Annotated in this window: 8 protein-coding genes; 1 reads left to right on the top strand and 7 read right to left on the bottom strand. The window is 70.3% G+C overall.

Annotated features, from left to right (window positions below):
- The 7 genes from DW309_RS02095 to DW309_RS02065 all read right to left on the bottom strand — a co-directional run.
- On the bottom strand, positions 1 to 538 hold a 538-nt coding region (locus DW309_RS02095; RefSeq protein ID WP_136044414.1), incomplete at its 3' end, for an LLM class flavin-dependent oxidoreductase.
- Positions 539 to 649: 111 nt separating this feature from the next.
- Positions 650 to 2,518, bottom strand: coding sequence for an ABC transporter permease (locus DW309_RS02090; RefSeq protein WP_136044413.1), 1,869 nt, complete (start codon positions 2,516 to 2,518; stop codon positions 650 to 652).
- Between the two features lie 2 nt (positions 2,519 to 2,520).
- The gene (locus DW309_RS02085) at positions 2,521 to 3,681 is read right to left on the bottom strand and encodes a type 2 periplasmic-binding domain-containing protein (protein ID WP_136035839.1); all 1,161 of its coding nucleotides are present in this window, start codon (positions 3,679 to 3,681) and stop codon (positions 2,521 to 2,523) included.
- A 57-nt stretch (positions 3,682 to 3,738) separates the two neighbouring features.
- On the bottom strand, positions 3,739 to 4,863 hold the full coding sequence (locus DW309_RS02080) for an ABC transporter ATP-binding protein (protein ID WP_168387144.1): 1,125 nt from the start codon (positions 4,861 to 4,863) through the stop codon (positions 3,739 to 3,741).
- Between the two features lie 56 nt (positions 4,864 to 4,919).
- Positions 4,920 to 6,410 carry a DHA2 family efflux MFS transporter permease subunit gene (locus DW309_RS02075; RefSeq protein ID WP_136044411.1) on the bottom strand — a complete coding sequence of 497 codons (1,491 nt, stop codon included), beginning with the start codon at positions 6,408 to 6,410 and terminating at the stop codon, positions 4,920 to 4,922.
- Between the two features lie 103 nt (positions 6,411 to 6,513).
- Positions 6,514 to 8,127: an LVIVD repeat-containing protein gene (locus tag DW309_RS02070; RefSeq protein ID WP_136044410.1), complete on the bottom strand. Its 1,614-nt coding sequence runs from the start codon at positions 8,125 to 8,127 to the stop codon at positions 6,514 to 6,516.
- Positions 8,128 to 8,250: 123 nt separating this feature from the next.
- On the bottom strand, positions 8,251 to 9,219 hold the full coding sequence (locus DW309_RS02065; protein WP_136033891.1) for a LysR substrate-binding domain-containing protein: 969 nt from the start codon (positions 9,217 to 9,219) through the stop codon (positions 8,251 to 8,253).
- Positions 9,220 to 9,302: 83 nt separating this feature from the next.
- Here DW309_RS02065 and DW309_RS02060 point away from each other — a divergent pair.
- Positions 9,303 to 9,586, top strand: a 284-nt coding sequence (locus DW309_RS02060; RefSeq protein WP_240753100.1) for an aldehyde dehydrogenase family protein, incomplete at its 3' end; no start/stop codon positions are given.

Genomic DNA, 9,586 nt, shown 5'->3' with positions numbered 1-9,586 from the left:
CGGTGACGGGGCCCGCCGTGGCGACGAGCACCGGGGGCGCGGCCGGGGGCATGGTCCACAGCCGGGTGGACTCCATGCGGAAGTGCTCGCCGCGGTGGCGGGTGTCGCGGCCCGCGAGCGAGGCGGTGAAGAGCTTGCGGATGATGTCGACGGCCTCGAACATGCGGTCGATGCGCTCGGCGGGCTCGGGCCAGTAGCCGCCCGTGATGTGCTCGTTCAGCGCGTCGCCGGAACCGACCCCGAGCCACGCGCGGCCGGGGTACAGGGTGGCCAGCGTGGCGGCGGCCTGCGCGACCACGGCCGGGTGCGTGCGGAACCCGGGGGTCGTGACGCCGGGACCCAGGTCGCCCGTGGTGTGCGCGCCGATCGCGCCGAGCATGGTCCACACGTGCGCGGAGGCCCGGTGTCGCGGGAGCCACGGCTGGAAGTGGTCCGTGGCCATGATGCCGCGGAACCCGTGGGCCTCGGCGGCGATGCAGTTCTCAATGACGGCGGAGGGCTGCACCTGCTCCAGCATCGCGGCGTACCCGATGTGCATGGCCCCTCCTCTCGCGTCATCGCTGTCTCCATTGAATGGATACTGGATCCAAAAGTCAAGAGCCGTGTCGGCAGGCCTCTCCGGGCGCGGGCCTGGCTCGGCTTCCGCCCCTCACCCCCTCCCGCGGCGGCGCTGCACGGCGAGGGTCACGGTGGCGGAATCGGCGGGGGCGGGTGCGGCGGCGGCGAGGTCGGGGAGACCGGCGGCGACGGTCTTGCGCGTGCGGCCGATGGCGCGGCGGGACAGCGCCCACTGCAGGCCGTAGCCGATCGCGAACACCATGAGCGTGAAGATCAGTGCCATCGCGGCACCCTGATCGGGTGCGTAGAGCTGCGCGGACCGCGGGTTGATCATGGCGTAGATGTACATCGACAGCGGACGAGACGACGGCGTCGCCAGGAACGCCGGCAGCGTGAACTCGTTCGTGCCGAGGATGAACATCTGGATCCACACGGCCATCACGGTCGGCATCAGCAGCGGCGCGATGATGCGGCGGAACCCCTGGAACCTGCTGGCCCCGCTGGTGAGCGCCGCCTCCTCCAGCTCGGGCCTGATCTGCAGCGTCGCACTGTACGACGAGCGGTATGCGATCGACACCCGGTACGAGTAGGCGATCACGAGCGCGAACAGCGTCCCGGCGAGCGGGATGTAGGGATTCAGCACCATGAAGGTGAGGAACATCGCGAAGCCGGCGATGGTCGCGGGGATCGCGACCGACGACGACGCGAACAGGTCGAGCGCCTTCACCCACCCGGTCTTCTTGCTGCGAGCGATGCCGTACGCGAGCACGGTCGCGAAGACCACCGCGATCGTGGCGCTCCCGCCCGCGATGAGCACCGTGCGCCCGAGCGACACCCAGAACTCGGAGTCGGCGAGCACCACCCCGAACGCCCCGAAGTCGGTGCGGCTCAGCATCGCGTCGATCGAGAACGCCACCGGATAGGGCGTGATCGCAGCCCACAGCAGCGCGAGCAGCGGCAGCACCGCGGTCAGCAGCACGAACACGGCCACCAGCACCATGACCGGGATCTTCCACGGCCCCATCCGCATGGTCGACGGCCGGAAGCCCTTGCCCGAGACGGAGGCGCGGCGCTCCGCGTTCCTGGTCGCCCTCAGGTACACCGCGAACGCGATCGTGGTGATCACCAGGAACACCAGGCCCCACGCGGCGGCGAGGCCGTACTGCGGCAGCTCCCCCGCGTTCGAGCTGATCAGCGTCCACAGCTTCAGGGCGAAGATGCTGCGCCCCGACTCCTGGCCGAACAGCAGCGGCACCTCCAGGCTGCCGAGGCCGAGGATGAACGTCAGCACCGTCACCCCGAGCAGCCCGGGCCACAGCATCGGCAGCGTCACCCGCCGCAGGGTCTGCGGCCACGACGCCCCCGACACCCGCGCCGACTCCTCGAGCGACCCGTCCATGTTCGTCAGGATCGGCACGATCATCAGGTACGGGAAGGTCACGTTGGTGAGCGCCTGGATGACGATCATCGTCGGGAACGCATACGGGTCGATTGGCACGTCGCTCGCGAACGGCAGCAGCCGCAGCAGCTGGTTCAGCACACCCGACTCGGGCGACAGCATCAGCAGATACGCCTGCGCCTTCACGATCGGCGGGATGATGTACGGCACGATCACGAGCACCGAGATGAGCCGGCGCCACGGGGCGTCGGTGCGGACGGTGACCCAGGCCAGACCGAACGCCATCAGCAGCGTGAGCAGGGTCGAGCCACCGACGAAGGCCCCGGTCGCGCCGAGCACGCCCCAGAAGTCCTCTCGCAGCTGCCACAGGGTGACGAAGTTCTCGACGCCCCACTGGGCGGACGAGACCCCGAAGGGCAGGAACGGACCACGGAACGCGGTGATCACCTGAACGATCAGCGGCACCGCGAGCAGGAGGAAGATGACGATCCCGGAGACGACCATCGCGATCGTCATCGAGGTGGGACGCCGGCGCCCCGTGGTCCGTCGTGCCTGGAACATGGTTATCCGTTCAGCGCCTTGTCGGCCGCGTTGATCATGGCCTGCCAGTCGTCGCGGGTGTCCTGCGTCTCGGTCTCGGCACCGCTGTCGAGGCCGAGCAGCAGCGCGTCGGCGTTCGTCTTCATGAGGCCCGTGGCCTCTCCGAAGGTCGCGGCGGGGAGCCCGGCGAACGGCACCTGCGTGCTGGCGAAGCGCTCGTCGGTCATGCGCAGGTGGATCCAGTCGGGGTCGAACGCGTTCCACAGGGTCCACAGCGCGGCGCCCGGCTTGTTCTTCGCGTCGGAGTTGACGCCCGAGAACTGCGCCCACACCCCGGAGTGCTCGAACGGCGCCACCTGCAGCGACGGGTTCGGGTTGAACAGGGTCTGGTTGAGCGCGACCGGCACGTCTCCGCTCGACAGCGGGGCGCCCTGGTCTTCGAGCAGCTTCATGGTGCCGGACGACATCAGCTCGTCGATCAGGTCGAGCATCGCGTCTTCGCCCTCGGCCATGCCGTAGCCCGCGAAGACCACCGCGTTGTAGCCGGCGACCGACACCTTGCCGGTGTACTCGGGGGCGAGCAGGCCGTCGAGCGACGCCGGGACCTCCGCGATCTTGTCGGTGTTGTACTGCAGCAGCGACCCGTTGATGCTGTCGGGCATGAGCTCGGGGGCACCGAGGGTGAGGTACTCCTCCGGCACGCCGAAGCTCTGCCAGTCGACCTTCTCCCAGAACCCCTCGTCGTACATCGCGGCCATCGAGGTGATCGATCCGGAGACGACGTCGGTGTTGCGCGACCCGGTGGCCTTGGCCGAGATGATCGCCGACGACAGGTTGTAGGTGAGGCCCCGCGTCTCGACCTTGATGTCGGGGAAGCGCTCGTTGAACTGGGCGATCACGTCGGGCGACAGCTCGTACCAGTCCCAGATGACCAGGGTGCCGCCGTCCTCCTCCTTCGCCTGCTCGTAGAGGGCGTCGAGCTGCTTGTCGATCTCGGGCCAGTAGTCGTCGTAGAAGTTCTCGCAGCGCGTGATGGCTCCGACGTCGACCGCGTCGCACGTGGCCGCGGCGGCGTCGCCCTTCAGCGAGCTCTCGCCGTCGCCCGCCTCGGCCTGCGTGCCGCAGCCGCTCAGGGCGAGTGCGACGACCGCCGCTCCGGCGACGGCTCCCAGTGTTCTCTTCATGATCCGAATGTCCTCTCTGACATCAGGTGCGTGATCTCGGGTGTGGTGCGGGTTGCGTCATGCGGCCAGCACGCGGCAGGCGTGCGGGACCAGTTCGAGGAAGACCCTGCCGCCCTCGGGGGGTGTCGCCAGCGGAGCTCCGCGGCCGACGATCGTGCCGACCGTCTCGCCACCGGCGAGCACCTCGGCCTCGTACTCGACGATCTCGCCGAGGAACTCCACCCGCACGATGCGCACGGGGACGACGTTGGGGCGCTCGACCGCGGTCTCGTGCCAGCGCACGGCCTCGGGCCGCAGCGTCAGCGTGACCTCGTCGCCCGCCGTGACCCCGTCGGGGACGGGCGTGTGCAGCCGGGTGCCGAGTGCCTCGACCACCGCGTCACCGCTGCCGTCGCGGTCGACCACACGGGCGGGCACCATGTTCACGCGGCCGACGAAGTCTGCCACGAAGCGGTCGGCCGGCTGGTCGTAGAGCTCGCGCGGGGCGGCCTCCTGCACGATGCGGCCGCCGTTCATCACGGCCACCCGGTCGGACATCGACAGCGCCTCGGACTGGTCGTGGGTGACGTAGAGGGCGCTGATGCCGAGGCTGCGCTGCAGGCTGCGCAGCTCGTTGCGCATGGTGTCGCGTAGCTTCGCGTCGAGGTTGGACAGCGGCTCGTCCAGCAGCAGCAGCCGCGGACGGTGCGCGAGCGCGCGGGCGAGGGCGAGTCGCTGCTGCTGCCCGCCTGACAGCGCGGTGGCGGGGCGCTGCGCGAGGTGGTCGAGCTGCACGAGTTCCAGTGCCTCCATCGCGCGCTTCTTCGCCTCCTGCTTCGGCAGCCGGGAGCCGGCGACCTGGAGGGGGAAGATCGCGTTGGCGAACACGGTCATATGCGGCCAGATGGCGTAGTTCTGGAAGACCATGCCGATGTCGCGCTTGTCGGGCGACACGTGCTGGGTACCGGTGGACAGCACGCCCCCGTCGAGCGAGATGACTCCGCCGTTGCTGCGCTCGAGCCCGGCGACGCACCGCAGGGTCGTGGTCTTGCCGCAGCCCGACGGCCCGAGCAGGGAGTAGAACGTGCCGGGCTCGATCGTGAACGTGACGTCTTTCACGACGGGCACGGCCGCGCCGTCGAGCTCGTAGTCCTTCTTCAGGGCATCGACGACGAGTCGTCCGCCCCCGGCGTTCGCGGTCATCGGCGTCCTCGCCCGGGTCTGTGTTCTGGATTCTGGATCCACAATCATCGCTGCCATCATCGTCCCTCTCCCGTCGTCGCCCCCACCGGCTGCGGGGCGGCGGGTGCACCCCACGGCCGCGGCCTCACGAAGAACAGCACCACGAGCGCGCACACCCCGAAGGCCACGGCCGACAGCAGCAGCGACTGCGACATCGCCCGCGCCAGCCCCGCGCCGTCCTCGTCAGACAGCACACTGCCGGGGTGGATCGCACCGGGCACGAACCCGCGGATCTGCGCCGCCAGGGTCACGTTCATCAGCACGGCCAGCAGGGCGGAACCGATGACGGAGCCCATCTGCCGCGTCGTCGAGTAGACCCCGGAGCCCGCCCCGGCCTGCGTGTGGGGCAGGTTGCGCGTGGCGGTCGAGGCCAGCGGCCCGAACATGCCGGACACCCCGACCCCGAGCAGCGCCGACGGCAGCAGCAGCAGCCAGAACGGCGCATCGAGCGTCATGGTCGCGGCGTACCAGGCCATCGCGACCGCCGAGATCGTGAACGCGGCGAAGGTCACCCAGCGCGGTCCGACCCGGTCGCTGAGCTTTCCGACGAACGGCCCGAGCACTCCGGACACCACCGCCATCGGCGCGAGCATGAGGGCCGCGAGCGTGGGGTCGAGGCCCCGGGCGACCTGGAAGTAGAAGGCGAGCGGCACGGGCATCGCGGTGATGCCGACCCCCACCAGGAAGATCGTGGCGTTCGCGACGGAGAAGTTGCGGTCGCGGAACAGGGCCAGCGGCATGAGCGGCTCGGAGCGGCTGACGCGCTGCCACACCACGAACAGCACCAGCAGCACGACGCCCGCGGCGATCAGCCCCCACACCGTGACCGGACCGGCGATCACACCCCAGTCGTACACCTCCCCCTCCTGGAGTCCGAAGACCAGGAGGAAGAGCCCGGCACCCGAGAGGATCACGCCGAGCAGGTCGAACCGATGGGGGTGGCCGTCCAGATCCGGCACCAGCCGCCACGCGACGACGAACGCCACCACGCCGACCGGGACGTTCACGAAGAAGATCCACTCCCAGCCGACCGTGTCGGTGAGCACGCCGCCCAGGATCGGCCCGACGAGGGTCGCGAGGCCGCCCACGGCACCCCACGCCCCCATCGCCTGCCCCCGGCCGCGCGGCGGGAAGACGCGGGCGATGATCGCCATGGTCTGCGGCGTCATCAGCGCGGCGCCGAAGCCCTGCACGGCCCGCGCCGCGATCAGCATCTCGATGCTGCCGGACAGGCCGCACGCGAGGGAGGCGAGGGTGAACAGCACGAGTCCCGCGAGGTACACCCGCTTGGGGCCGAACCGATCGCCGAGGCGGCCCGTGATCAGCAGCGGCACCGCGTAGGCGAGCAGGTACGCGCTGGTCACCCAGATCACCGTCGTGAGGTCGGCGTCGAACGCCGCGAGGATGACCGGGTTGGCGATCGCCACGATCGTCGTGTCCACGAGGATCATGAAGAAGCCGATGCACAGGGCCCACAGGGCGGGCCACGGCCGGACTGTCTGCGTCATGAGCTGCTTTCGGGTGGGGCGTCACGGGGGGGGCGGGTAGTCCGGGGTCCGTCCTGTTCGCCCCCGAGTGCAGGACGGACGCCGGAGTTTCCGGGGGCCGGGGTCAGCCGTCGGCGGAGGGGATCCCGGTGACGGGCTCTCCCAGCAGCGGCGTCGACACGGCGTAGATGCCGTGGTTCGCGAACAGCCAGATGAGGTTGCGGTCCCACTCGACGAAGATGCCGTGCACGGGTGCGGCGAGATCGTCGTCGTCCTTCAGTCCCATCGGCGGCACGAAGTAGGCGCCCACCTTCGGGTCCTCGGGGTCGCGCACGTCGAAGATCTGCAGACCGGCGGCGTAGAACGCGTACGGGATGACCCCGCCGTGCGGCGTGCCGGTGTTGGTGAAGTAGCCGGAGCGCTTGGGACCGAACGAGCCGCGGCGCTGCGCCCAGTCGGTGAAGGCCGCCTCCGCGGGCGGCGTGGGCCGGGGCAGCGTGCGCACGACCCGCGGGTTCGTCGGGTCGCTCACGTCGATCTGGTAGATCTCCTTGGCGGGCTCGTAGCAGTCGGTGTTCATCGGGTAGCCGGAGACGTAGACGTACCCGGTCTCCTCCACCTGGGTGGTGTCGACGTTGTCGCCCTCGGTGCCGGCGACGCTCGTCGGCAGCGGGCACCAGCCCACGTGGTGGATGTCCGTCGGGTCGGAGACGTCGAGCACGAAGAAGCCCTGGCCGCCCTGCGCCGCGTAGCCGTATTTCCAGCCCGACTCGACCGAGCGGGGCAGGAACACGCCCATGCGCGAGCCGAACCAGGAGGTCTTGTTGTTCCAGCGGTCGTTGTCGGCCAGGTACGGGGAGTCGTCCTCCTCGCCGGCCCGCGAGCCGGGCACCCACCAGGTCGACAGCAGCTCGGGCTTCGCGGGGTCGGACACGTCGTAGGCCGCGTGGCCCGCGGTCCACAGTGTGGTGCGGTACGGCTGGTTGGTGAAGGTGTTGTCGGGCGCGGTGGCCACGAACAGGTACTTGTCGCCGTAGTACACCGGGAGGTCGAGCACGCCGTTGCCCTCCTGGATCTCGCCGGGCGAGTGGTTCGGGTCGGTCGACACCTCGGTGAGCAGCGTCCACTCGCGCGGGCTCGGGCCGTCCATCCGCCAGGTGCGGAAGCCCCGCAGGCCCTCCCACTCCTTCAGCTGCCCCTCGACCGTGTCGTCGAGCCACTTGTTGGCGACGCGCCCCTGGAGGAAGTACCGCGGGGTCTCGCTCGCCTGGATCGCGATGTACGCGCCGAGCTCCTGGTTCCACTGCACGGTGGTCGCGCCGAACTGCGGGCGGGGGTCGCCCCAGCCCCACTGCTCCTCGTCGACGATCGTGAGGTCGCGCGGGTCGGTGATGTCGTACAGCTTCCAGTGGTTGCCGCCGCCGTAGTGCAGCATCAGCCGCCGCCCGTCCCAGTCGTAGATGCACTGCCACGAGTGGCTCGTGTTCACCACGATCGGGTAGAACGCCTCGGCCTTCGCGTTGAGCGCGTAGGTCTCCGGATCGCGGTAGTCGAGCTGACCGGGCCAGTCGACGAACACGTCGCGCGGGACGGAGGGGGTGTGGGCGGGCGGCAGGAACGTGCCGTCGGGCTGCATGCCCCACGTGGAGGGGTCGGGATCGGCCGGTTCTCCGGCGACGCGCTCGAAGTCCTCCGGACGGTACTTCTTCGCATCGGGCACGTAGGGAGAGCCGGCCATGTCGCCTCCATTGGCTGAATCGGGTGGGATCGTCACGACGTCGTGTCGTCCCCCTCAGATTCACCCGGTGCCGCGATGCTGTCCAATATCCATACGGGTCAGAGCCATGACCATACGGGCATATCAGCCGAGCGGTCGCGGCTCCCCCTCCGTGTACTCGCTTTCCAGGGCCGCGAGCCGCGCGCCCTCCTCGCGCAGGTGCGTCAGCAGGGCGGTCGCGGCGGGCGAGGGCGCCCGGTCCTTGGGCAGCGTGACGCCGACCGAGCGCCGGATCGAGCTGAGCGGCGTGGGCAGGATCCGCAGCTCGCGGTCGTCGACCGCGATGAACATCGGCAGCGCCGCGATCACGTCGGTCGAGATCAGCAGCGTGCGCAGCGTCAGCATCGACGTGCACTCCACGCGGTCGGGAGGCAGGGGCAGCCCCTCGTGGAAGAACACCGCCTCCAGCTCCGCGCGCAGGGCGGTCTGGGCCACGGGGAAGATCCACGGGTAGGAGATGAGCTCCGCGAGCGAATGCGCCTTGGCACCACCGAGCACCGGGTGCCCGGCCCGCGCGACCAGGCGGATCGGCTCGAGGTGCAGCCGCTCCTGCTCCAGTCGCACCGGCACCGTGGGCGACAGCCGCCCCACCGTGAGGTCGAGGTCGCCCGCGAGCAGCAGCTGCTGCAGGGTGTCGGGCGTGCCCTCGCGCACCACCACCGTGAGCCGGGGATGCTCGGCCTTCAGCCCCGCGATCGCCCGCGGCAGCAGCAGGTTCGACCCGGCCAGGTGCGTGCCGACCGTGACCGTGCCCAGCTGCCCGGACTGCAGCAGCCGCACCTCCTCCCCCGCCGCCCGCAGCTCGGCGAGCACGGACCGGGCCCGCTCGATGAACGCGTGCCCGTACGGCGTCGGTCTGACCCCGCGCGGCAGGCGCTCGAACAGTGCGACCCCGAGCACCTCCTCCACCTCGCGCAGTCCGCGCGTGACGACGGGCTGGGTGATGTGCAGCGACTCGGCCGCGCGCACGAGCGTGCCCTCGTCGGCGATGGCGGTGATGAGGACGAGGTGCCGGATCTTGACCCGGCCGTCGAGCAGTCGATCGGTGACCATGAGCGGGACTATAGCCGTGGGGGCATGGCAGTGCATCAAGAGAGTATTTGTCGGCATCCCTTCGACGTTCCTAGCCTGAGCGCATGCCTTCCGAGACGATGACGCCTCCCCGCCCTGCCGCCGAGCAGGGCCGGGCGCCCCGCGCGATCCACAACCTGATCGCCGGCGAGCGCGTCGAGGGCATCGGCTCCTTCGCCAAGATCAGCCCGATCGACGGCACGCTGATCGCCGAGGTGCACGAGGCCGGGGCCGAGCAGGTCGACCGTGCCGTGGCTGCCGCCCGTGCCGCGTTCGACGGACCGTGGGGTCGCATGACGGTGGCCGAGCGCGCCCGCCTGCTGCGAGGCGTCGCCGACGCGATCGACCG

This window comes from Microbacterium sp. K41, from assembly GCF_004794395.1.
GTDB classification, from domain to species: Bacteria; Actinomycetota; Actinomycetes; order Actinomycetales; family Microbacteriaceae; genus Microbacterium; species Microbacterium sufflavum.
The sequence above is the reverse complement of the archived record's forward strand: the minus strand, read 5'-3'. Positions and strand labels throughout refer to the sequence as shown.